Below are 23,801 nucleotides of genomic sequence, written 5' to 3'. Positions count from 1 at the left end.
CAAACAAGTAGATAGGAGAAACTGCTTTGAACTTATCAATCCTTCTTACAGGCTCCAGGGCCTAATGAACTGTCCAAGTTTCAAGCAGATAGGGAAAGTAACCAGCATCTCGAACAGCCTTATAAGACCAATGACAAAGCACGGTTTTTTTGCTTTCCCTTCTTCTATTGAAATCTAATCATTATTTCTCTTAAATCTACATGCAACAAACATAGGATGACAAAATCATAATTTAAAATTAAAAAAATAAGCGTCATTTCGACTGAAGCGTAGCGGAATGGATAAATCTCAATTTTTCAAAAACAATCTACAAAAGATATCTCCGCTTTGCCTGCCATAGGATGACTAAAGCGACTTTACTATTCAATCTCATATTCCAAACGCATGGTAATACTTGCTGTTTTACGTTTATCGGCGGTATTGTATGCGCCACTCCAGCTATAATCTTCACCGCTGTTTTGCCCAGTAATCTGGAAAACTCCCATATCGGCGCTTTTTAGTTCACCTAAAGTCCCACCAGAATTTTCTGCAATTTTTTCAGCTCTTACTCGTGCATCTTCAGTGGCTTTAGAGATCATTTCAATCTTAAGATCGGCCAGTTTGGTGTAATAGTATCTAGGTGGGGTAGAATTAAACTGTACCCCTTTATTCAGTAATTCGGTAATTTCCCTTGCTACGCTTTCGATCAATTCAACATCATTAGATTCGATCTTTACGCTTTGTGTAAGCTGATAACCTTTAAAGATACTACCTACGTAATTTCCGTTTTGATATTTCTGTTCACGCTGCTCATCGGTCTGTACTGAATTGAAAACAATATTCTCTTCTTTAATACCTTTTTCAATTAAATAATCTTTAACCGTTTTTTTATCAAGGTTAAGTTGATTGTAAGCAGACTCAAGGTTTTCGCTCATCTGGCTAAAACGTCCTTCCCAAACAATAAGGTCTGAAGTGAAATTTTCGCTACCCGCACCAGTTACAGAAATAGTACCATCTGGATTAGCTCTGTTAACATAGGAATTGCCTAAAAACCAGGCCGCAATAACAATAGCAATAGAAAAAATAATTGCGCTTAAATATTTCATAGCATGAATAAATTATGCTATAAAAGTAACAATTTCAGATCTAAATTTTTATAAAAGCTGAAAAATTATGGCTACAATTCCTACAACACAAATCACAGTCATGATGTAATAAATCAGCTCTATCACTGATCTGGATGGATGTAAAGAGTTCATATACTCTTCTTCTTGTTGGCGGTTCATGAATTGGGGATTTTCGGATAAGTTAAAATTCGGTTAAAACAAATTAATGGATAATTATTCGAATAAGCAAAAGCCTGCTTAACGTTAATAGATAAATAGCATAAGGAGATTATCTTAAACTTTAATTATAGTTTAAGATAATCTTTGATAACAATCTGGCGAAAACCTGATATTTTGCGGTGATAATGGTAAGTATAAAATAATTGTGGATTGTATTTTATTTTTAGCTCAAATTCTTAATTTTGCGCATGCAAAATAACGTACTCATCTTAGACTTCGGTTCGCAGTATACGCAATTGATTGCAAGACGCGTAAGAGAATTAAATATTTACTGCGAAATTCACCCATTTCACAAAGTTCCACAAGACCTTTCAGGCTTTAAGGCGGTTATCCTTTCGGGAAGTCCGTTTTCAGTAAGAGCAGAAGATGCTCCACATCCTGATTTGTCTCAAATTAGAGGAAAATTACCAATGCTGGCGGTTTGCTATGGTGCCCAATATTTAGCCCATTTTCACGGCGGTAAGGTAGAACCTTCTGAAACCAGGGAATATGGTAGGGCAAATTTATCTGTTATTAAAAATGACGAGCCACTTTTTGACGACATCAAAGAGAACTCTCAGGTATGGATGAGCCATAGTGATACTATAAAAGAATTGCCAGAAAATGCGGTACGTTTAGCCAGTACAACAGATGTATTAAATGCGGCTTATCGTATAGAAGGCGAAGAAACCTTTGCTATTCAGTTTCATCCAGAGGTGTACCACTCAACAGATGGTAAGCAGTTATTAGAAAACTTTCTAGTGCATATCGCTGGGGTACAACAAAGCTGGACGCCTGGTGCTTTTGTAGATCTTACGGTAGCAGAGCTAAAAGAGAAGATTGGTGATGATAAAGTGGTATTAGGACTTAGTGGCGGTGTAGATTCTACTGTAGCAGCTATGCTTTTGCATAAAGCTATTGGTAAAAACCTGTACTGTATTTTTGTGAACAACGGTTTACTTCGTAAAAATGAATTCGAAGACGTTCTTCACCAGTATAAAGACATGGGATTAAACGTAAAAGGCGTAGATTCTTCTGCTCGTTTTCTTGAGGCTTTGGCAGGGCTTAGTGATCCTGAATTAAAAAGAAAAGCGATAGGAAACACTTTTATTGAAGTTTTTGATGATGAGGCGCATGAAATAAAAGATGTTACGTATTTAGCGCAGGGTACTATTTATCCTGATGTTATTGAATCTGTTTCGGTTAATGGTCCTTCAGTAACCATAAAATCGCACCATAATGTTGGTGGTTTACCAGATTTTATGAAACTTAAAGTGGTAGAACCGCTAAGAATGTTATTTAAAGATGAGGTAAGACGAGTGGGGGCCGAATTGGGTATTTCTAAAACACTTTTAGGTCGCCACCCGTTCCCGGGACCAGGTTTGGCCATTAGAATTTTAGGGGATATCACTGCTGAAAAAGTAAGAATATTACAGGAGGTAGATCATATTTTTATTCAGGGGCTTAGAGACTGGGATCTTTATGATCATGTTTGGCAGGCCGGTGCCATTTTATTGCCTGTACAATCTGTAGGAGTGATGGGAGATGAGCGTACGTACGAGCAGGTTGTAGCATTAAGAGCGGTAGAATCTACCGATGGAATGACCGCCGATTGGGTAAATTTACCATACGAATTTTTGCAAAAAACTTCGAATACAATAATAAATAGAGTAAAAGGCGTTAATAGGGTAGTGTACGATATAAGTTCTAAACCACCAGCAACAATAGAATGGGAATAGCATTTGTATTCAACCTATAAAGTCTAAAATTCAATAAATAAAATGAGATACCTTTTTTTAATTTGTTTTTTATGCATGATGAAAATTTCTGCGTTTGCGCAGGAATTTAAGTATCATACCGTAAAAAAAGGAGAGACTGTTTACAGTATTTCTAAGGATTATAATGTTTCTGAAGAAGAAATTTACAAATATAATCCCGATGCAAAAAATGGTATCGAAGAATCTTCAAAACTGGTTATCCCTTTAGCGATAAAGGATAAAGGGATGCCGGTTAAAACCGGTTCGCCAAGTTTAGATCCGGTTCAATTTAAAGAGCATCTGGTTAAAAAGAAAGAAACGCTTTTTAGCTTATCTCAGCAATATAATGTAGAGATAGATGATATTAAGCGTTATAATAAGCAATTATATTCTAAAGAGCTTCAAAAAGGAGAAACCATTCGTATCCCTGTTTTTAGGAAATTAGATCGGGTGGTGGCAAAACCTAACAATACTTCTAAAGAGGAAATTCGCCAGAAATTTGATAAAAGTAAGGTGAGAGAGCATATTGTTTTACCTAAAGAAACCAAATATGGTATTGCCAGAAAATATGGTCTAACGGTAAAAGAATTAGAAGCTTTAAATCCAACGGTAGATGTTTTGCAGCCAGGGCTTATGCTTAGGGTTGGTACAAATGTTTCTCCAGATCCCGTAGTGCTTTTAGATAAAAACTTTAAGTTTTATGAAGTAAAGCCACAAGAAACCTTGTATGGCTTAGCTCAGCGTTTTCATGTAACACAGGACTCTATATTAGCTCTTAATCCAATTATAAAGGAAGAAGGATTAGAATGGGGAATGGTTTTAAAAGTTCCTAACCCTGAAGAGCAGGATCCAGAAGATTGGGTAGTACCCGGTTTAACCAGTGAAGCTGAAAATCTACAGGGAGAAAAGGTAAATCTTAAAGACTCCCTTTCTAATTTTAGTCCTAAAAACCTGGTATTTATGCTTCCTTATAGTTTAGATAAAATTCAGGTAGATTCAGCAGGTAATGGAGCATATAAGCAAGCTGTTTTAGACGACCGTGTTTTAAGAATTAGCCTGGATTTTTATAGTGGTGCTAAAATGGCTATGGAAGATGCGAAAGAGTTAGGGATTTCTACTCGGGCTAAAGTTTATGATACTAAAAGAAGTGCGGCTGAAGTTGCCAATCTTATCAACACCAACAATTTTAATGATGTTGATGCTGTAATTGGTCCTTTTTTACAATCGACTACAGAGGCTGCTGCAGAGCGTTTAAGAAACAAAAACATACCTGTATTCACACCACTTTCAGATAAAGAAATGCGCGGGAGCAATAATTTGTTTATTGCGCGTCCCACTCAGCAAACCATGAGTAATACAATGCTAGATTATCTTCGGAAATTTGGAGAAGGTAAAAATGTGATCATTGTTTCAGATTCTAAATCTTTTGAAATTAAAAATAAATTAATTGATATTTTCCCTTCGGCCAGAACTATAAATGCTGTGAATGGTTATGTTTCAGAAGCAAGTTTAAAAAATGTATTATTACCGGGGGCACAAAACTGGGTGATATTAGAATCCAGCAACGTAGGGACAATTAGTAGTACCGTTGCTGCCTTAAATCGATTATTACGGGAGGAGCTTGACATTACTTTATTTACCACTAATAAAAATGATAGCTACGATAACGAAAGCATCACTAACGAAGATTTAGGAAAGTTGTATTTCCATTATCCATCGGTAGATAAAGAATATAATTTAGAGGTTTCTGCAGATTTTATGACTAAATATCAGGAAGAATATGGCGTTACGCCAAATCAATATGCCGTGAGGGGGTATGATTTAACTATGGACGTTTTACTTCGTTTAGCGGCTTCAGAAGATATTTATACTTCATTTAGCCATTATAAAGGTTTTACAGAATATAACGAGAATAAGTTTTTGTATGAGCCGCAGCCGGGAGGTGGCTTCAGAAATAAAGCGGTTTATATTCTTCAAATTAATCCAGATTTAACTTTACAAATAGCCGATGACAGCCAAAGTAACATATTTAGGGAATTTAAGGACTGAAGCAGAACACCTGCAAAGTGGGACTAGAATGATCACTGATGCGCCCGTAGACAATCATGGGAAAGGGGAGTCGTTTTCTCCTACAGATACTGTAGCTACGGCTTTAGCAACCTGTATGCTCACCATAATGGGGATAAAGGCCCAAGCCATGGAAATTTCTATAGAAGGTACTACCGCACAGGTGACCAAGACAATGGCTACCGATCCGCGACGAATTTCAAAAATTGAAATATTGCTTACTTTCCCCCAGAAATTTGATGATAAGGTGATGAAGATTATAGAGAATGCAGCTAAAACCTGCCCGGTTTTCTATAGTTTACATCCAGATATGGAAAAAGATATTAAATTTATCTGGTAGAACAGAATTTAATTGAAAAATAAACAAATGCCTGGTTCTTTAAACCGGGCATTTGTTTTAATGAATACCGGTGATCAGAAATGATTTGGGTTATGGTTATATCAGCCGCAATCCAGAATATATGATATAAAAAGAGAAAATAATTTCTGAAAAAAATAACAACGGACTAAAGTTTAAGACTTCTAGATATGAAATCAGCACTAATTTTAATTGATATTCAAAATGATTATTTTGAAAATGGTAACATGGAACTTTTTAAACCTGCGGAAGCAAGTGTAAATGCCAAAAAAGTTTTGCAGAAATTTAGAGCTAAGGACGCACCTGTTATTCATATACAACACCTATCAACTCGGGGTGATGCGACTTTTTTTATTCCAAAAACAAACGGGGCAGAAATTCATGAAAATGTAGCTCCGCTTGAAAAAGAAAAAGTGATTGTGAAGCATTTTCCAAATAGTTTTAGAGGGACAGATTTATTAAATACGCTCCAGGAACAAAATGTGGAGCAACTGGTAATTTGCGGGATGATGACGCATATGTGTGTGGATGCAACCACAAGGGCGGCTAAAGATTTTGGATTCGATTGTATCGTAATAGGCGATGCCTGTGCAACAAAAAATCTAGAAATAAACGGAGAGACAGCACATGCTGCTGAAGTACAAAAATCTTTTCTTGCGGCCTTAAATTATTTCTATGCCAGCGTGATGAATGCAACGACATATCTTAAGGATTAAAAGTAGTATTTCTGGAAAATTGATTAATATCAATATATAAAAGGAGTTTTTTAACTAGCTTGCATTTTATATTCAATTAAAACAATCAAAAATCATGGAGAATTATAATCAACCTGAACAATCAAATCTTATTAGCCCTCAAAAATGGGCATTATACGTTTTTGTTGCTGGTTTACCATTTATAGGAATAATTATGTTACTGGTATGGGCTTTTGGAAGTGATCCCAATTATACCCGTAGAAATTGGGCTAAAGGAATGTTATTGCTGTATGTAATAATGATCGTATTATCTATTATTTTCTTTGTGTTCCTGGGAGGAATGGCATTTTTTACAAGCTTAGCTTCTCAAAATTACTAGAGAATTATTTTCTAAAGCATATTGCTGAGCTTTTATAGCCTCAAAAAAACAGGTCGATTTTATCAATTTTCGACCTGTTTTTTTTGCTCGATAATCGTGCAATAAATCAAAATAGAAAATCTGCTCAAATTTCCTATTCTAACACAGGTCAAACAAAATAAGTATTGGTGAAAGCCAAAAAAACGAAGTATAGATGATGCTTTTAACTAAAATTGAATTACTTGAGATTTTACGCTCTCAAATTCTTTGATGATTTCTTTTACAATTTCAGCTGCGGGTTTGATAGTTTTAATTAAGCCTGAAATTTGACCAATTTCGAGTTCACCTTCTACCAGATCGCCTTCAAACATGCCTTTTTTGGCACGGGCGCGACCTAAGAGTTGTTGTAACTCTTCCTTAGAAGGGCTTTTTTTGTAAAGTGCTTCAATATCTTCAAAGAATTTATTTTTAAGTAAGCGAACGGGAGCCAGTTCTTTTAGCGTTAATTTAGTGTCGCCCTCCTGCGCTTTAATCACCATTTCTTTAAATTTAATGTGAGAAGAGGCTTCTACTGAAGCGACAAAGCGGCTTCCAATCTGCACGGCATCGGCTCCCAAAATCATTGCGGCCAACATGCCGCGCCCAGTAGCAATTCCGCCTGCCGCGATAATTGGAATTTCTAACTTTTCCCTGACCATGGGTATTAGGGTAAATGTCGTTGTTTCGTCACGACCGTTATGTCCGCCCGCTTCAAATCCCTCCGCTACCACAGCATCTACGCCGGCCTCCTGAGATTTTAAGGCAAATTTTACACTACTTACTACATGAATAACAATAATCCCATGTTGTTGCAAATGAGAAGTCCAGGTTTTTGGATTTCCTGCAGAAGTAAAAACGATAGGTACTTTCTCTGCAATAATAATTTGCATGATCTCTTCCACATTGGGATAGAGCATGGGGACGTTTACGGCAAAAGGCTTGTTGGTCGCTTTTTTACATTTTATAAGGTGTTCTTTAAGCACTTCAGGATACATAGAGCCGGCGCCAATAATTCCCAATCCGCCAGCATTGCTAACGGTACTTGCCAGTTTCCAGCCACTTGCCCAGACCATACCGGCCTGGATAAGTGGATATTTTATATTGAAAAGTCTAGTAATTCGATTTGTTGCCATTACAGGTATGTTTCCCGCAATTTAAGAAATTACACCAGACCCTAATAATTCTTCGCCATCATACCAGGCAACAAACTGGCCTTCGGTAATTGAAGCCTGCGGCGTTTCAAAAACGATATACATACCGTGCTCTGTTTGATGTAGCGTTACCTCCTGTAAAGGCTGGCGGTACCGTATTCTTGCTTTTAACTGCAAGGTTTCTCCCGGTTTTAAACTAAGATCTTTTCTAACCCAGTGCACTTCATCGGCATTGATAAAAAGTGCTTTTCGATAAATTCCGGGGTGATTTTTACCCTGTCCTGTGTAAATTACATTTTCTTCAACATCGGTATCGATTACAAAAAGTGGCTCTGGTGTGCCGCCAACAGCCAAGCCTTTACGCTGTCCTTTGGTAAAATAATGGGCTCCCTGATGTTTCCCAACCACTTTACCATCGTTTGGCTGATATTGGTGTTTTTGAGCAAGAAATTTTAATTCTTCAATTTTAGAATCAAATTCAGGAGTATCGATATTGTAAGTTTCGATATCAGATTTAATTTCAACAATATTACCTTCTTTTGGTTTTAATTTTTGCTGAAGAAAATCTGGTAAACGCACTTTTCCAATAAAGCAAAGTCCTTGTGAATCTTTTTTATCTGCTGTAATCAACTCCTGTTCCGCAGCAATTCTACGAACTTCAGATTTTTGAAGTTCCCCAATAGGGAATAGGGTTTTAGATAGTTGTTCCTGAGTAAGCTGGCATAAAAAGTAAGACTGATCTTTGTTGTTATCCTTCCCTGCTAAAAGTTGATAGATTGTTTCGCCATCTTTTTCGATCTCGCCTTTACGGCAATAATGACCGGTGGCCACATAATCTGCCCCCAGAGAAAGCGCGATTTTCATAAAAACATCAAACTTGATCTCGCGATTACATAATACGTCTGGATTTGGTGTCCTGCCGCGTTCGTATTCATTAAACATATAATCTACGATACGCTCTTTGTATTGCTCACTTAAGTCTACCGTTTGGAATGGGATTCCTAATTTCTCAGCCACAATCATGGCGTCATTGCTGTCTTCTAACCATGGACATTCGTCTGAAATAGTCACCGAATCGTCATGCCAGTTTTTCATAAACAATCCAATAACCTCGTAGCCCTGTTCTTTTAAAAGATAGGCTGAAACACTACTATCTACACCTCCTGAGAGTCCTACTACAACTTTTTTCATAGAATTTAAACTTGATCCCTCATTGAGGGTTTAATTTCCTGGGACTTTACCCGAAATCATTTCATCTGTTGCTGTTGAATACCTCGTGGAATTACCCCCGGGGTAGTTGATTTGATCAAAGCTTTTGAATTTGATCTTTTATAAAGTCGAAATAAAGTGTGTAAAATTACGAAATAAAAAAAGGAGGCGAAAGCCACCTTAAAATTTGTATTGATATTTGATGATTTTTGGCGCTAATTTTTGAGTTTGTTTTGATCTTCGATTCTTCTTCCGTTTTTATAGTCACCTTCAGCGACTAAACTTCCATCGGGTTTATAATAGGTTTGGTGCCCGTCTAATTCTCCATTCTTATAATGCAGATCCTGTAAAAGCTGCCCATTATCGGCATAGATCTGGCTGCTCCCATCTTTAATACCATTTTTATAATTGGTTTTTTCGCCAACTTTACCGTTTTTAAAGTAGGTAGTTTGTAGCCCGTTTAGAATATCGTTTTTGTAATATTCGGTCATCATTATCTGGTTACTTTTGTAATGATAGGTAGTCCATTTTCCCGCTCTTTTCTTGTTCAGCATCATCCCTTCGCTAATAACTTCTCCTTTTTGGGTGTAATATTTCACCGCAATAGAATCACTACCGGTTTCAAAATTCATGATGGCACTTGGATAATTTTCGTACCCTTTTTTATAGAATTTAAATTTTCCGGTTTCTTTACCGTGATTAAAGGTACCCTCAAATTTAGTTTGATTGGTTCCCGGAAAGTTTACTTTCCATTCACCATGTCTTTTGCCTTGTGCATCGGTTAAATTTGCTCCTTCCTGTGCGTTAAGGTTTTGAAAGGCTAAAAATATGAAGCTAAAACATGCCCATTGATATACGATGCTTTTTGTTGAAAAATTAAAAAGGCTCATAAATTTGTCGATTTTCATATTAACAGATATTACACAAATATTAATTATTCTCTGCTTATTTTAGTCTTTATATAAAACTAAAATTGATGAAATTTATTCTGAAATTAGCAAAAATCGTACTAATTTTTATTTTATGCTGGTTTCCAGTCTCTTGTGGAACGTCAGATGATGCCGGCGATGTTATTATCCCTGATAATACGATAAACAATTTTATCATTAATAATTCTAATTATTCGGTTTTGGCCACCGCTTTAAATCGAACAGGACTGGATTCCGTTTTAAATATTGCCACGCAGCAATACACCATTTTTGCTCCAAATAATGCGGCGTTTAATAGTTTTCTTTCAGAAAATGATTATACCAATATCAATGATGTGCCTTTAGAGGAATTAAATAATTATCTGCGTTATCATATACAGCCGGGAGCGAGCAGGTTAAGCGAATTTCCAGACGGCTATATTCGAAGTTTAGGTGTAGGTAATGCTTCAAATCGATTGCTTAGCATGTATACGTTAACTTTAGAAGATAGTTTTTATATCAATAATGAAGCAGAAGTGGTATTGGCTCAGGGTGATATTTTACTGGATAATGGATATTTAAATCCTATTAGTACTTTTTTGTCGTTGCCCAGTATAACCGATTTTTTATTGGTTAACCAGCAAACTACAGATGATAACTTTGCTAGTATTTTGGCAGAATCTAATACTGAAAATTACCTGGAAAAGTTGAAGGATCAGGATGTGATTTACACTATTCTCCAAGCTTCTGAAGAAGCTGTCGCTAATTATTTAGCGGAACATAACTATACTACTATTACCGATATTCCGCAGGCTGAATTACAAAGAATTATAGACCATCATATCATTCCGCAAGAAAACGCACGTACCGAGGCCATTGAAGATACATTGCAGGTCATTGCTAATAGTGGGGCTGTACTGAATTTTTATGAAGATAACGGACCAAAAATTGAATTGGAAAGCGATGAAATCATAAATATTATCACACCGAATATTCAGGCGGTAAACGGCGTAATTCAAGTAGTGGATCGGGTTATTGAGAACGAATAAGAAGGAATGGTATGATATTTTAAAATCTTATCGTGCTAATCTCTTTATTTTTTACCTTCTAGTGATCAGTGTGTTCTGTTTTTTCTTTAATAATAATAGAACTTTCTATGTTTAAAATCTGATTTTTTGCTTTGCACCTATTGATAATATCCGCAATTTTGTTTTTAGACTGCTGTAATTCCTCTATCCTTTTTTTATAACGTTCTGCACCGTCCATACCACGTTCTTCATAGCTAAATATCTGCCTGCTATTAAAACGAATCTTATCCTCAATAATGCTAAATAAAACTTCTTCGGCTTCACCAGGCTTGAATTCTCCAGTGATTAATTTTACTTCATTAAACTCGTCCATCTTTCTTGTTTTAAGTAGTAAATATAATGAGGATATTCATAAGTTATTATTTATATTTACTATGTGATACATTAATTAATTTTATGAACTACACCTTAAATCAACTAAAGATTTTTTTGAAAATAGCAGAGCTTAAAAGTATTACTAAAGCTTCAGAATCACTACATCTTACCCAACCGGCAGTTTCTATTCAGCTAAAAAATTTTCAGGATCAGTTTGATATCCCGCTAACCGAGGTCATCGGCAGACAATTATATGTTACTCCTTATGGTGAAGAAATAGCAAAAGCTGCTGAAAAAATTTTACTGGAGGTGGAGAATATGAAGTATAAATCTTTGGCTTTTAAGGGAGAACTGGCGGGGCAACTTACCATAGCAGTAGTTTCTACGGGTAAATATTTGATGCCCTTTTATTTAGCACCGTTTTTAAGCAATCATAAAGGCGTAAATCTGATAATGGATGTGACCAACCGTTATCAGGTTTTGGAATCTTTAGAAAGAAACGAAGTAGATTTTGCGTTGGTTTCTGTGCTACCTGAAAATTTACAGATTGAAAAGAGGACGTTTATAGATAATAAGCTTTTCTTGTTTGGAAGTCCTTCTTTAATAAAGGCAGTTCCTATTGAAGGGGAAATAATTCCTGAAAATTTGCCTTTAATTTATAGGGAAGAAGGTTCAGCAACACGACAGGCAATGGAAAAATTTATAAGTCAGAATAAAATTCCAGTAACCAAAAAAATTCAGCTTACTTCTAATGAGGCTGTAAAACAAGCGGTATTGGCGGGACTTGGTTATAGTATAATGCCTATAATAGGGTTAGAGAACGAGATAAAAAACAAGCAGATACAAATTGTACCTATCCAAAAATTACCCATTGTAACCTCTTGGAATTTAATTTGGCTGAAGGGTAAAAAATTCTCGCCTGCCGCGGTGGCTTATTTAGACTTTCTCACCAAAAATATGGAAAGTATTAATAAGGCAAATTTTTCCTGGTTATCTCGTTATTAGATAACCAGGAGAAATTTTATATTAATTATCCGTAATTTGTAATAATTCGTTTTTTCGTCATTCCAGACCTACCGGACGGGCAGGTTCAGGGTGACAACACTTCATTATGATTTCAAATTTTATATTATGAATTAGACCATTGTATTGGTTTTGGATCCAAATGGAAGCTTCGATATAAAATCTTTTGCAAAGATTTCACTCAGCCTCCGGGGATTTTTTAAATCCAACTCAGGTTTATACCATTTTAAACCGCCAGCTTTACCACATCAGGTGTTGTATTTTGATCTAGATCTTCCCATTTTACACCAGGAACGTAACGTTTTATTTTGTGGTTTTCTTCAGGGTTCATTACCAGTAAGTAAATCCATTCGTTATCCAAAAGGTTTTGTAAGTGCGGTTGTTCTTGAAGAATTTTTTCTACCCTGGCAGTTGGTGTTTCAATCACCACCGATAATCGTAAGGGTTGATGATACATCTCTGAATCGCTCCTTTTTAAAGACTGCAAGGGTAAACCTTTGGTTAGATCGCTTCCGTTTCCCTGCATTACCCCAAACTTTCCGGTTATATTATGGGTAATTTTAGAACCCGCGCCAAATTTTTCATTGTCTACCGTGCTAAAGTAATAGTGATTATTAATCCATTGGGTAACCACCATAGGGCCTTGCATAATTGCAGAGAGTGCGCTCCCGTCTTTATCGGTTTTCCAATCGTAAGATTGTAAAAAACATCTTCCATTCAAATTGTGACCTTTAGTAAGTTCCCTTGGCCCAATGATAAAACTGGCATTTTTAGCCAAGCCCCATTCCGGTCTGGTTTCCGACCAGTTATTTGATTTTTTGTGAGCTAATTTTAAACTATCTTTTTCGCTTCCTAGTCGTTCGCGGCTCGCTTCTAATTGTGCCTGCTTCAGATTTTCAGTGATTTTCAGAAGTACTTCTTTATGATTTGGAGCAATTTCGGTATCAAAAATCTCTATTTCATCGGTTACGGTATTGTGCTCGGCCCCTAAGAAAATGGTATTCTCTGGGATATTGATTCCAAAGTTGTTTTTTAATTCCAGTCTCACTTCTTTTTCATTGGCAATAGAAGCTAAGGTTCTTGCATTATGCCTTCCTGGGTTTCCTGCACAGGCACCGCAATCTAAACTGGAAGCAAATGGGTTGTTGGACGTATGACTTCCGTGACCGGTAAAAATGATAACGGGAGCAAAGGTTTTCCACCCCGTTAAATCGAAAGTAGCTTTTACAAGACTTACTTTTTCTTCTAAAGAGATATCGTGTTTATGCTCTTTCTTTTTCAATTTAGGCGCATAACTTTTTTCCGGAGCGATCTTACCACGAGTCATTATTTCATTGAATTTGTTAGGTAGCAATGTTCTCCCTACCAAAGATAATCCATACAGAATGCCGGTGCCTTCTACATACCCAAAGGCTGAAGGCAGCATATTTTTCATTCTACTGAAGAAATATTTTTTAAACTTATTTTTTTTAAGTTGCTTTTTATAGGCTTTTGCCTGAGTCTCGTGTTGTGGTTTTACATCGTAAGAAACTTTATAAGCAGAATCCAGGATTGGAGGACAGGATTTTCTTGTCAACCCATCTTCAGTACTTTTATAATCCATTGCAATCCCAAAGAAACCTGCATAACCAAAGGTTTCGTAATTGCCTGTTTCTTCAATTTTTCTTCTAATTAATTCAGATCTCGTATCAATACAAAATACCATCTGGGCGTCTGGTATCTTCTTGTTTTTTTCTGGCGTGTGATTATTGATGAAATTTTGAGTCAGCTCTTTTTGCCAGCTTATTTCCCAGGCTTTCAAAAATAAATAAGATAATTCCTGTTGTTTATTGGTCGTTTTAAAAGCAGGTACTACATCTATTTTTAAGTTTAATTTATCTACAATGGTAAGCCGAACAGCTAAATATTCTAAAATAGAAATGGGTGCCTCTTCGTTCCATCCAGAGTCTGAAGTTTGGCGTTGTTTAATATACCCCACCCAGCCTGGAAGGCTGGTTAAATGAAATTGAATACTATTATCTATTTCTTCTTTCGTATATTTCTCAAATATCTGGTCTAAGGCCTCAGAAGCTTTTTTTGGTGTATCTTTATAAATTTGATAATCTTTATCATATCTGGCTAAACCTAACCAGGCTTTATAAAAGCCTTTTTCCCTGTCTGGCATTGGCCATTCTGCTACACCTTCATCTAAAAAAATAGAAAGCCACTTAAGCATTAATCTATTTAGTTTTAGGTTATCAGGTTGTTCTTTTCGTTCTGGGTCCTGATCAAGGATGTTTAAATAAGTCTCAACAGTCTCCTTATAGCCGTTTTCCAACAATAGATTTTCTAATTCCTTTCTGTGAAGTTCTTTTTTATCCAGCGCTTCTTTAAAAACTTCGGCTTTAGGATAGCCTTGAGCATTATAGAATGTGGCGGCTTTACCAACCGCTTCTTTAAAGTGACTTTCCTCAAAACCTGAAAGTTGATTGGACGTTATATAGGCATATAAAGGAGAAGTTTTATCTACAATTTTAGAGATTTCTTCTAGCGATTTTTTCCATTCAATTTTTTTCATCGTACTTATTTTTTAGAATTGAAAATGGTTTTGTGATAGGGTTGCGAGTCATTGATCAACTTTAGGTAAAGCCAAGGGAACTTTTTATAGACGCCTAACTTCATTAAGAAAAAGCCGATTAAAAATATAATTCCAAAAACGATATGTACCCAAGAAATATCTACAGGATGATCTGTTAGTGGTAGTGGATGCATTAAGTAGGTAACAGCATTGTAAAGCCCTGCATATAAAACAATCCCCAACACAAACATTAGTGTAGGATAAATTATTTTTTGATACGTTGTTAAACTCTTTTCTTTAAAAATGTTATAAGCTACTTGACCTACCGTTATGGCTACAACCAGCGTTAAAATGATCCCGCTATCGGCACTGGTCCCTTTACCGGTTAAGAAAGAAAACAAAAAGGCTCCTAAACTTCCAAAAATGAGTACAGCAATAGCCTGTAGGGGTTTTATTTTAATTTTCAATTTTGAAGAAGGCTCACTTTTTTTAATCTCCTCACCTGCTGAAAGGAATAGATAAGCCTTGTAAAAACCGTGTAAAATAAGGTGGGCTACAGCCGCATTAAAAAATCCCAAGCCACATTGCATAATCATAAATCCCATTTGCGCGATAGTAGAACAGGCCAATTTTTGCTTTACATTTACCTGAAGGAGCTTGGTGAACTGTGCCGTAACTGCGGTCACTCCGCCTACTACAAAAAGAATGGTTAAGGTATTAGAGGCAAAAAACAATGTTGCAAAGAAAGACAATAAAATTCCGCCTCCATTTACAAAACCAGCGTGCATTAAAGCCGATGCAGGTGTAGGTGAAGTCATTACAGACATTAACCAACGCTGAAACGGAAATATAGCCGACTGTATAATAGCGGCTAATATTATAGCTAAAGCTGCGGCAATTTTGACGAATACAGGTAAATCACCAACCTGTTCGCTTATTTTTACGATAGTCACCTCGTTGGTATACCAGGCTAATATGAATAATCCTACGCCAAGACAAAAAGAACCTAAAAGAAAAAACTTTTGGGCATAACTTGCGGCTGCTTTTGCTTCTGGCCAATCTTTATTGACACCTATTAAATTAGCCATAAAAACTCCCATTAAAACCCAACATCCTAAAAATAGCAGGACGTGATTGGCCATCACCAAACTTATGACCGAGAACGTAAAAGCGATACAGTTTAAAATAAAACTCCTCCTGAATTTAAAACCGACAAGGTAATTTTTAGAATAGCTGGTAATAAGAGCTGCAAAAAATAATACAACCGTCCAGATAAGAAAGCTAAAACTATTTATATAAATCCATTCCCCAAATTTCCATTCTGGTAGGTTAGCATAAGAAATTATAAGAAATAATAGGTTAACAGCAAATAATATCCAAAGTATCAGGTTTGCGAATGAAAAAAGTTCCGTTGATTTTTTGTTTTGGTTTAGTGGTGTAGCGCTCACGAATATTTTTCTGTTTTTAGATTATTGATCGGTACAAAGGTCTAAAACATAATTTATATATTTTTATTTATATATTATATATAAATCATTAATTATATTTATGAACGTATTTATTTAGGAGTTTTTGGTTAACATATTTTTGAAGAAAATCAGGCTTTTTTTGAGGGGAGAAGGAAATAAGAATGTGGGTTGGTCATTTTACCAAATAATATTTTTCATAAAAAATAGCAATAAAAAAGCCATTCCTAGGAATGGCTTTTTTTAAAATTCGGTTTGAATTATTTCTTATTACGTTTTTGCTGCTCTTCAGCCTGCTCCATCATTTCCTGCATTTTTCTGGTAAACCTGTTTTGTTTTTTAGGTTTTGCCTTGTTTGCCTGAATCTTTGCATGGATTTTATCTTCATCTACAATAACATGTTTAATTACTAACATAATTCCTATAGTAATTAAGTTAGAAGTGAAATAGTATAATGATAACCCACTGGCATAGTTATTAAAGAAAAATAACATCATGATAGGGGATAGGTACATTAAAAACTTCATGTTAGGCATTCCCGGTTGTTGGTTGGCCTGCATGCTTTGTCCCGTAGTCATTTGCATGTAAATAAATATTGCTACCGAAGCCAATATTGGGAATAAACTAACGTGTTCTCCATAAAACGGGATATGGAAAGGTAGTTCGGCAATAACATCGTAACTTGATAAATCGTCTGCCCAAAGGAAACTTTTTTGTCTTAATTGAAAAGCACTTGGGAAGAATTGGAATAGCGCATAGAATATAGGAATCTGCATTAAAGCGGGTAAACAACCACTCATGGGGCTGGCTCCGGCTTTACTATACAGCTTCATGGTCTCCTGCTGCTTTTTCATCGCATTATCCTTATACTTCTCATTAATCTCATTAATTTCAGGACGTAAAACTTTCATTTTTGCCTGAGATAAGTAAGATTTATAGGTTACGGGAGAAAGTACAATCCGTACTACAATAGTCATTACAATAATGGCGATTCCATAACTTGGTAGCACACTACTTAAGAAACCAAAGAATGGGATGAATACATATTTATTGATCCATCCAAAGATTCCCCATCCTAAAGGTACAATCTCATCTAAGTTACGATCGTAATCTTTCAGAATTTTGTAATCTGTAGGTCCGTAATACCAGTTCATGTTATAATTTAATTCGCCACCTTGTAATTCTAAAGGAATATTAGCGGTGAAAGCTTTGGTATATACAGTGTCTATTTCTTCATCTTCAACAAGATTCTTTGAAGTGAATTTTGTAGTTTTAAATGGTGTATCTGTTAAAAGGATAGAACTAAAGAAATGTTGCTTAAATGCAATATAAGATACATCTTGATCGGTTTCCTGATCCTCTCCATGTCCTAAGTCATCGTACTTATCTCCTTCATATTCATAACCTAAAACGGTGTATTTGTTTTCGTAAGAAATACTCTTGGAGTGGCGATAGCCTTTAAGTTGCCAGTCTAAATTAATAGGTTGTGAAGTATTAAAAGTACTAGCAAGTCCCTGAGAACGGATATTAAAATCCATCATGTAATCTCCAGGTTTTAAAGAGTACCGATATTCTAAAAATTCATTATCTGAAATCTTTAATTTCATCGATAATACCTGATTTTCACCATTTTTAGAAATACTTGGCTCAAAATATAGATTTTCGGTATCTAGAGTTCTACCATCTGTGGTAGTGAAATTAAGATTGAATCTTGCGTTACCATCTTTTACTAAATAAACAGGTATAGAATCGTATGTTTTATAATTCTTTAAAACAGCTTCTTCAATATAACCACCTTTATTGGCCACTTCTAATCGCAACACATCGTTTTCTAGAACTGTTATGTTGTCCTCTGCTGAAGGTAAAGTAGCCGAATAACCAAAAGCACCAAGTCTGCTTTGTGCCTGTGCTATTGCAGCCGAGTCGGTTGCAGGGGCAGTAGCATTATTTTGATTTGCTAACTGATTAGTATTTGAAGGAGTGGTAACCTCTTCTGTAGTAGCGGGAGTACTGGTTTCTTCTATTGGTTGCTCCAGGCTATTGGTATACAACATCCAGATTAAAATTCCGCCAATTAAAATAAATCCAATGATGGATTGAATATCAATCTTCTTTTCTTCCATTCTAAAATTTACTAAAGTCTTAAATCCCTAAATAAGGGTTTTATTTGATATTTTTTTGATTAGTCAAAAAAATGACCAATATTTAATTTAATGCCAAACTGGCATTATACTTTATTTTTTGAGTGTTCGTAAGCAGCCTTTACAAAAGCCACAAATAAAGGATGGGGGCTGGCTACCGTACTCTTATATTCAGGATGATATTGAACCCCTACAAACCAGGGATGGTCTTTAAGCTCTACAACCTCTACAAGACCAGTTTCTGGATTAATACCAGTACTTAGCATACCTGCTTTTTCCAGCTGCTCTTTGTATTTATTGTTATATTCGTAGCGATGTCTATGTCTTTCTTTGATGTCGTGTTTGCCATAAACATTATAGATTGTAGATCCTTCTTTTAAATGACAATCCCACGCACCAAGTCGCATTGTACCTCCCATGTGGGTGATGTTTTTTTGCGCTTCCATAATATCGATTACGGGATGTTTGGTGGCTTCATCCATCTCTGTAGAATTGGCACCTTTTAATTGAAGTACATTTCTGGCAAATTCGATAACTGCCATTTGCATTCCCAGACAAATCCCAAGGAAGGGTAATTTATTTTCCCGGGCAAATTGAACCGCATCGATTTTTCCTTCGATCCCGCGCTCTCCAAATCCTGGCGCAACTAACACACCATCTAAATGCGAAATTTTATTTTTGATGGTATTCTCATTTATAAACTCTGAGTGAATACTCTCAACAATTACTTTTACTTCATTTTCGGCGCCTGCATGTATAAAAGATTCTAAAATCGATTTATAAGAGTCCTGAAGTTCCACGTATTTTCCGATAAGACCAATTCTAATTTCGGCTTTTGGATTTTTATGGCGATCTAAAAATTTATTCCACTGCTCTAAATTTGGTGTGGTTTCATCTGGTAATTCTAATTTTTTTAGGGTTACTGTATCTAAACCTTCCTTCAGCATTAAATTAGGGACATCGTAAATGGTAGGAGCATCGATCGACTGGATAACGGCCTCTTGCCTAACATTACAAAAAATAGCCAGTTTTCTTCTAATATCGTCAGATAACTCGTGTTCTGTTCTACAAACCAAAATATCAGCTTTTAGCCCGCTTTCCATCAAGGTTTTTACACTATGTTGCGTTGGTTTGGTTTTAAGCTCACCGGCAGCTGATAGAAAGGGTACCAAAGTAAGATGAATTACCAAAGCGTTTTCGTCTCCCAATTCCCATTTAAGTTGGCGAACCGCTTCAATATAAGGTAAGGATTCAATATCACCCACGGTTCCTCCAATTTCGGTAATTACGATATCATATTCTTTCTTTTTACCAAGAATCTGGATACGTTCTTTTATCTCGTTCGTAATATGTGGGACTACCTGAACTGTTTTTCCCAGAAACTCCCCACGGCGTTCTTTTTCGATTACACTTTGGTAAATTCTACCGGTGGTAACATTGTTTGCCTGAGAGGTATTTACGTTTAGAAAACGCTCGTAATGACCAAGATCCAGATCTGTTTCAGCGCCATCTTCGGTGACATAACATTCACCATGTTCATACGGATTTAAAGTTCCAGGATCTACATTAATGTAAGGATCTAGTTTCTGAATAGTGGTTCTGAAGCCACGGGCTTGTAATAATTTTGCTAATGATGCTGCGATTATCCCTTTTCCTAAAGAAGAGGAAACGCCACCAGTAACAAATATATACTTGGTTTCGGCCATTTTTTAAAAGTGTTTGAAGCGTTCCAATTATTCAGGGCGCTAAATTACGAAGAAGAATAGAAAAAGCAGCTAATTTTGAATGCTAATATTTAAGGTTTCTTTAAGTCTATAAAAACTTCAGTAAAGCAATGAATTGAATAGTGAAGTAAAAGGAAAGTTTATTGATTCTTAGGATATCTTTTTCTTATTTCTTTTAATAAAATTTCCATACCGTTAATTTTAAGTTCGTGAACCTGTCTTAGCTGGTCACCAAATTTTCCTGACGGGAATCCTTTTTTACTAAACCAAACATAATAGGGTTCTGGAATATCTGATAAATACCAGTCTTTATATTTACCAAAGGGCATTTTGGTGTAAGCCAGTTTAAGTAATTCTTCCTGATGATTGTTCATATAAAAAATAAAAGCCACAAAGGTATAATCTTAACTTTGTGGCTTTGGTATTTATTTTTAAAAAATTTATTCTTTCTTTAAATAAGGGGATATTTTAGATAACTTAATCTTACTTAATGGTTTTACCACATATTCAATCACGCATGGGTATTGTTTAGCTTTTTCTATATCCAGTTCACTGGTACTGGAGGAAAGGATAATCGTTTTATGTGATAGCCCAAACTTTTTCATTTGTTCTAAAAAATCCCATCCAGACATTACCGGCATATTAAGATCTAAGAAAATAATAGCTTCAGATTCAGATTTCGCAGACTCTAGCGCAATTAAGGCATCAGTGTAATCTTTTACATTATCCTTATAGCCTTCTATTTCCAATAATTTTTTGGTTATAAAATTAGCGATGGGTTGATCATCTACTAAAATGATTGGGGTCATTTATTTTTTGCTTTTAATTCAATTAATTCTCTTGAAGCTACACCTATAACTTCTCTAACAATTTCATCCATTTCTTTTACCGAGGATTTTAACCTGGGTAAAAGTTCTTGTCTGCAACTTTCGTCGTCCATAAGATCAAATAATTCAATAATCCCCTGAATACGTGATAAAGGCTCCTTTACATTATGCGCATTAAGAACTGAAATTTTTAAAAGCTTTTCATTTTTCTTTACAATTTCTTCTGTTCTTTTTTGGATTATTTCCTTTTGGTTTTTATTAATCTTATTAATTTCATCGTTTTGTTGCTGAATAGTCGTCAAAGCACCTTGTAAGATCCTGTTTTTTTTCGCTATTTCCCGTTTAAGGTTTAGCTCTTTAAATTTAGCATCAAAGCAGTCTGCCGCAAGTTTTAAAATTTCTATATCCTTGCTGGTAAAAACTCTTTCTTCATCTGCAACTAAGGAGACTATCATTTTATGATCATCTTTATTAAAAAGCCAGGACCATAAATGTGGGTTTTTAAGCTTAGAAAGGTCTAGTTTCCCGTTGGCAATATCTTTTGGAATATTAGATGTTCTTATAGGAATACCGGTTTTAGCTAAATTTAATTCATCCTCGTTGAGGTCTTCTACATTTTTTTGTTTAAACCAAATATCATTTCCGCATAAAGAATACTCCATGAGCTTATTATCCTTCTCGATGAGTAACTTAATGACATGAAAATTAAGAATATACTTTAAATGCTTTTCTACAACTTTTCCAATTTCCGGAAAATTACTGCATCTGTTTATGCCATTGGCAAACTTAGAATAAGCTTCGTAAGTTATTCTGTACAACTGAGATGCGTTATTTTGAATTGACGACATTTTGCAATAGACCCTTGTTTATTCTGGCGTCTCTAAAAGTTCGTTGTCTATTTTAATACCAGAAACATCTGCAATGGTATTTAGCATGTTCACTAAATCTGCCTGTGCCATTAATTCCTGGATTTCAGTGTTTGAGAAACCAATTTTTTCAAGCTCAGCAAAATCTTCATCAGAAACTTCACTGTGTTGTAAGGCGGCTTTAGTCACAATATTTATAGCTTTTTTATAGCTGGCTGGCATCGATGGAGAATCAATATTTTCTGTTGCTTTAAAGCTTTCTTCTTCAGAAATCATAGAACTCATACTATCTGCAAAAATCCCATGAGCATGTGAACAATAATTGCATCCTCTAGACTTGGATACATTATAAATAATTAATTGCTTTAACACGTTAGGAACATTACCTTTCATCAAGGTATTTTTTAACTTACTCCAGTTTCCTTCTAATAATGTCGCATTACTGCCCTGACATTTAAACCAGTTTAAAACAAAAGGAAGTTGCAATGTTTTCTTCGTGTCGTCGTATATAGCTTTAACATCTTCTGAAGCTTCTTCGTAAGATATCATAGGGTATCTTGACGAATTCTGCGTAATTTGTGTACTCATAAAGTGTAGAGATCTAAATAAAAAATTTCAATTTTGGGGCTAGGATATTGCGTACAAAATAAGCAATAAAAAAAATAAAAAAGGAATAAACATAAAAAGATTGGCAATTATTTATGAATCATAAGATTATATCCTTTGGACCTAACTATAAGATTACTTTTAGGTTTAAATTTCCTGATACGCAAAGTATTTGAGTTTATTCAATTTTAGGGTGAATTTTGATAGTGAAAATTCTTATTTTTCATTTTTAAGGTGAATTTTAAGGAAATGAATGAGTCCGTACTTCTATTATAGATTCATCTTAGTTGATGTAACATAGGGATCACATTAAAAAGATGAATTAAGAATGAAATTTTTTAAAGGCTATTATTTAGTTGTTTATATTTTTTCTTGGCACGTTTCAATTTATGCGCAACAGGATACACCAGATAATAATTCTGTAACATTTGAAGATAACGAAAGTGCTATTATAGCTAAAATAGGGGATAAGTCAGTTTTTCAGTATAACTATAAAACTCAAAAGCCAGATAAAATTCAGGAATATTACAAGAGGAGTGGTTTTATCCATCCGGTATATTCTCCTGGCGGGGCAGTGATAACAGAAGGATTTCCTAAAAAACATACACACCACCATGGTATGTTTAACGCCTGGGTAAATACAAAGTTTAGAGATAAGAAAATAGATTTTTGGAATCAACAGGATGAAACCGGAACTGTAGTTTTTAAAGAAATTTTGAAAGTAACTTCCTCCAGAAACTATGGCCTATTAACAACAAAACAGCAGCATTTAGCCTTTATAGATGGCGATACGATTCCCGTTTTAGAAGAGATCTGGACTATAAAAGTGTATAATGATACAGATCCTTTTATATGGGATATAACGGTAGAGCAAAAGAATATTTCACCCTCAAATTTTCAAATATTAAAATATCATTATGGTGGTTTGGCATTTCGGGGAAGGGATGAGTGGTATAGTGAAGAAAGCGCATTAGAAAACGATGAAATTGATGTAGATTTTCAGGTGACTACAAATTTCCATAAATCACGTTTAGCGGCTAATCATACTATCCCGAAGTGGGTGAGCATGTATGGACAGATTGGCGAAACAACTATGAATCTTGTTGTTATTCCGTTATCTAACAATCCTGAATTTCCAGATTACGTTAGAGTGCATCCCGATTTACCTTATTTTTGCTTTACGCCTGTGGTAGAAAAGGGCTTTGATCTTAAACCTTCTGAAACTTTTAAAGCCAGATATAGAATCATTACGGCTACAGAGATGCTTTCAGATCAAATAATAAATACTATAGCGAACAAAAGGTTTTAATATTCATTTTTCGGTTTAAAATTCCTCAGATTC

At 35.4% G+C, this 23,801-nt stretch carries 21 protein-coding genes; 8 read left to right on the top strand and 13 right to left on the bottom strand.

Features of this window, described 5'->3' with window-relative positions:
- Positions 1–359: 359 nt before the first annotated feature.
- On the bottom strand, positions 360–1,085 hold the full coding sequence (locus L1967_RS06275; RefSeq protein ID WP_249600876.1) for an SIMPL domain-containing protein: 726 nt from the start codon (positions 1,083–1,085) through the stop codon (positions 360–362).
- Positions 1,086–1,513: 428 nt separating this feature from the next.
- On the opposite strand from L1967_RS06275, the gene guaA reads away from it, so the two are divergent.
- From guaA to L1967_RS06250, 5 genes are all read left to right on the top strand, one after another.
- Positions 1,514–3,043, top strand: coding sequence for a glutamine-hydrolyzing GMP synthase (guaA, locus tag L1967_RS06270; RefSeq protein ID WP_249600875.1), 1,530 nt, complete (start codon positions 1,514–1,516; stop codon positions 3,041–3,043).
- A 75-nt stretch (positions 3,044–3,118) separates the two neighbouring features.
- On the top strand, positions 3,119–5,110 hold the full coding sequence (locus L1967_RS06265) for a LysM peptidoglycan-binding domain-containing protein (protein ID WP_249600874.1): 1,992 nt from the start codon (positions 3,119–3,121) through the stop codon (positions 5,108–5,110).
- Entirely contained in the window at positions 5,070–5,468 is a 399-nt protein-coding gene (locus tag L1967_RS06260; RefSeq protein ID WP_249600873.1) for an OsmC family protein, read from the top strand. Before L1967_RS06265 ends, L1967_RS06260 begins: the two co-directional genes overlap by 41 nt.
- 188 nt (positions 5,469–5,656) lie before the next feature.
- Positions 5,657–6,202, top strand: a complete 546-nt coding sequence (locus L1967_RS06255) for a cysteine hydrolase family protein (protein ID WP_249600872.1) — start codon at positions 5,657–5,659, stop codon at positions 6,200–6,202.
- Positions 6,203–6,296: 94 nt separating this feature from the next.
- On the top strand, positions 6,297–6,560 hold the full coding sequence (locus tag L1967_RS06250; protein ID WP_249600871.1) for a hypothetical protein: 264 nt from the start codon (positions 6,297–6,299) through the stop codon (positions 6,558–6,560).
- 206 nt (positions 6,561–6,766) lie between these two features.
- On the opposite strand, the gene L1967_RS06245 is transcribed toward L1967_RS06250, so the two are convergent.
- The 3 genes from L1967_RS06245 to L1967_RS06235 form a co-directional block, all read right to left on the bottom strand.
- Positions 6,767–7,711 (bottom strand): NAD(P)H-dependent flavin oxidoreductase, encoded by a 945-nt coding sequence (locus L1967_RS06245; RefSeq protein WP_249600870.1) that lies wholly within the window; start codon positions 7,709–7,711, stop codon positions 6,767–6,769.
- A gap of 21 nt (positions 7,712–7,732) precedes the next feature.
- Positions 7,733–8,920, bottom strand: coding sequence for a tRNA 2-thiouridine(34) synthase MnmA (mnmA, locus tag L1967_RS06240; RefSeq protein ID WP_249600869.1), 1,188 nt, complete (start codon positions 8,918–8,920; stop codon positions 7,733–7,735).
- A gap of 233 nt (positions 8,921–9,153) precedes the next feature.
- The gene (locus L1967_RS06235) at positions 9,154–9,846 is read right to left on the bottom strand and encodes a toxin-antitoxin system YwqK family antitoxin (protein WP_249600868.1); all 693 of its coding nucleotides are present in this window, start codon (positions 9,844–9,846) and stop codon (positions 9,154–9,156) included.
- A gap of 68 nt (positions 9,847–9,914) precedes the next feature.
- Here L1967_RS06235 and L1967_RS06230 point away from each other — a divergent pair, with 68 nt between their 5' ends.
- Positions 9,915–10,895 carry a fasciclin domain-containing protein gene (locus L1967_RS06230; RefSeq protein WP_249600867.1) on the top strand — a complete coding sequence of 327 codons (981 nt, stop codon included), beginning with the start codon at positions 9,915–9,917 and terminating at the stop codon, positions 10,893–10,895.
- Between the two features lie 58 nt (positions 10,896–10,953).
- Here L1967_RS06230 and L1967_RS06225 read toward each other — a convergent pair whose 3' ends face one another.
- Positions 10,954–11,247: a hypothetical protein gene (locus L1967_RS06225; protein ID WP_249600866.1), complete on the bottom strand. Its 294-nt coding sequence runs from the start codon at positions 11,245–11,247 to the stop codon at positions 10,954–10,956.
- An 83-nt stretch (positions 11,248–11,330) separates the two neighbouring features.
- On the opposite strand from L1967_RS06225, the gene L1967_RS06220 reads away from it, so the two are divergent.
- Positions 11,331–12,254, top strand: coding sequence for a LysR family transcriptional regulator (locus L1967_RS06220; protein WP_249600865.1), 924 nt, complete (start codon positions 11,331–11,333; stop codon positions 12,252–12,254).
- 244 nt (positions 12,255–12,498) lie between these two features.
- Here the strand turns inward: L1967_RS06220 and L1967_RS06215 are convergent, their stop codons facing one another.
- The 8 genes from L1967_RS06215 to L1967_RS06180 form a co-directional block, all read right to left on the bottom strand.
- Positions 12,499–14,829 (bottom strand): DUF2309 domain-containing protein, encoded by a 2,331-nt coding sequence (locus L1967_RS06215; protein WP_249600864.1) that lies wholly within the window; start codon positions 14,827–14,829, stop codon positions 12,499–12,501.
- 5 nt (positions 14,830–14,834) lie between these two features.
- Positions 14,835–16,277 carry a proton-conducting transporter transmembrane domain-containing protein gene (locus tag L1967_RS06210; protein WP_249600863.1) on the bottom strand — a complete coding sequence of 481 codons (1,443 nt, stop codon included), beginning with the start codon at positions 16,275–16,277 and terminating at the stop codon, positions 14,835–14,837.
- 278 nt (positions 16,278–16,555) lie between these two features.
- Positions 16,556–18,418, bottom strand: coding sequence for a membrane protein insertase YidC (gene yidC, locus L1967_RS06205; protein ID WP_249600862.1), 1,863 nt, complete (start codon positions 18,416–18,418; stop codon positions 16,556–16,558).
- A 104-nt stretch (positions 18,419–18,522) separates the two neighbouring features.
- Positions 18,523–20,142 carry a CTP synthase gene (locus L1967_RS06200; protein ID WP_249600861.1) on the bottom strand — a complete coding sequence of 540 codons (1,620 nt, stop codon included), beginning with the start codon at positions 20,140–20,142 and terminating at the stop codon, positions 18,523–18,525.
- 158 nt (positions 20,143–20,300) lie between these two features.
- A complete protein-coding gene (locus L1967_RS06195; RefSeq protein WP_420856401.1) occupies positions 20,301–20,552 on the bottom strand; it encodes a DUF3820 family protein in 252 nt (83 codons plus the stop codon).
- Positions 20,553–20,600: 48 nt separating this feature from the next.
- Positions 20,601–20,969, bottom strand: a complete 369-nt coding sequence (locus L1967_RS06190) for a response regulator (RefSeq protein ID WP_249600860.1) — start codon at positions 20,967–20,969, stop codon at positions 20,601–20,603.
- Positions 20,966–21,805: a histidine kinase gene (locus L1967_RS06185; RefSeq protein ID WP_249600859.1), complete on the bottom strand. Its 840-nt coding sequence runs from the start codon at positions 21,803–21,805 to the stop codon at positions 20,966–20,968. Before L1967_RS06185 ends, L1967_RS06190 begins: the two co-directional genes overlap by 4 nt.
- Positions 21,806–21,853: 48 nt before the next feature.
- The gene (locus L1967_RS06180; protein WP_249600858.1) at positions 21,854–22,441 is read right to left on the bottom strand and encodes a carboxymuconolactone decarboxylase family protein; all 588 of its coding nucleotides are present in this window, start codon (positions 22,439–22,441) and stop codon (positions 21,854–21,856) included.
- Positions 22,442–22,787: 346 nt separating this feature from the next.
- Between L1967_RS06180 and L1967_RS06175 the strand changes: the two genes are divergently transcribed.
- Entirely contained in the window at positions 22,788–23,768 is a 981-nt protein-coding gene (locus L1967_RS06175; RefSeq protein WP_249600857.1) for a DUF6807 domain-containing protein, read from the top strand.
- Positions 23,769–23,801: the final 33 nt, after the last annotated feature.

This window comes from Zunongwangia pacifica, from assembly GCF_023499215.1.
Lineage (GTDB): Bacteria > Bacteroidota > Bacteroidia > Flavobacteriales > Flavobacteriaceae > Zunongwangia > Zunongwangia pacifica.
This window is presented reverse-complemented; position numbering and strand designations above follow the sequence as displayed.